2 protein-coding genes are annotated in these 1,201 nt (G+C 29.6%); both read left to right on the top strand.

What is annotated here, in order from left to right; genetic code table 11:
- Positions 1-11: 11 nt before the first annotated feature.
- Positions 12-866 (top strand): carboxylating nicotinate-nucleotide diphosphorylase, encoded by an 855-nt coding sequence (nadC, locus tag Q0370_RS00255; RefSeq protein WP_299570498.1) that lies wholly within the window; start codon positions 12-14, stop codon positions 864-866.
- A gap of 22 nt (positions 867-888) precedes the next feature.
- On the top strand, positions 889-1,201 hold a 313-nt coding region (locus Q0370_RS00250; protein WP_299570496.1), incomplete at its 3' end, for a MazG nucleotide pyrophosphohydrolase domain-containing protein.

Raw genomic sequence — 1,201 nt, 5'->3', positions numbered from 1 at the left:
GATAAAAGAAGATGAGTTTGAGAAAAATAGATAAATTTCAAATGGATAATTCAATCAAATTAGCATTAAAAGAGGATATTACTTCAGAAGATGTAAGTACAAATGCAATTTATAAGGATGATAGACTGGCGGAAATTTCTTTATATTCCAAGGGAGAAGGTATTTTAGCGGGACTTGATGTATTTAAAAGAGTTTTTGAGTTAAATGGTTCTCCTGTTTTTACTGAGTATAAAAAAGATGGGGATGAAGTTTTTAAAAAAGATCTGATACTAAAGATAAGAGATGATGTAAAAGCATTGCTTTCTTCTGAAAGAGTAGCTTTAAATTATTTGCAAAGAATGAGTGGAATTGCAACTTATACAAAAAAAATGATAGAAGCACTGGACGATAAGAATATATATTTACTAGATACAAGAAAAACTGTTCCGAATATGAGAATATTTGAAAAGTACGCAGTTGTAGCTGGTGGAGGGTATAACCACAGATATAATCTTTCTGATGCGATAATGTTAAAAGACAATCATATAAGTGCCGCTGGTTCAATAACAAAAGCTATAAAACTTGCTAGAGAATATTCTCCTTTTATTAAAAAAATTGAAATAGAAGTTGAAGATTTAGAAGGGGTAGAAGAGGCAGTTAGAGCTGGAGCGGATATAATTATGCTTGACAATATGGATATAGAAACAATTAAAAAGGCTATAAAAATTATAAATAAGCAGGCTATAATAGAATGTTCTGGAAATATAGACATTAATAATATAAATCGCTTTAAAGGATTGGAGATTGATTATGTTTCAAGTGGAGCTATAACACATTCAGCTAAAATTTTAGATTTAAGTCTAAAAAATTTGAGGTATATAGAATAAGAAAGAAAGGGGATAAATTTTTATGAAAAGTAATGCTGAAGATATGACACTTAAGGAAGTCCAATATCTGATTAAAAGAATAGAAAAAGGGACTTTAGATGAAAGTAGAGATAAGGAAGAATCGCAGCCAAAAAAAGAAAATGGACAAAGATTAGTTTTAAAATTAATTGAGGAGTTTGGGGAACTGGCTGAAAATATTAGGAAAAATGTGAGATTTGATGGGAAAAATATAAAGGGAACGATTGAGGAGGAAGTGTTTGATGTTTTTTATTATGTTATTGCGATTGCGAATGACTATGGGATTGATTTGGAAAAAATCTTTTACATAAAGGATG

Source organism: uncultured Leptotrichia sp., from assembly GCF_938036635.1.
Lineage (GTDB): Bacteria > Fusobacteriota > Fusobacteriia > Fusobacteriales > Leptotrichiaceae > Leptotrichia > Leptotrichia hongkongensis.
The sequence above is the reverse complement of the archived record's forward strand: the minus strand, read 5'-3'. Positions and strand labels throughout refer to the sequence as shown.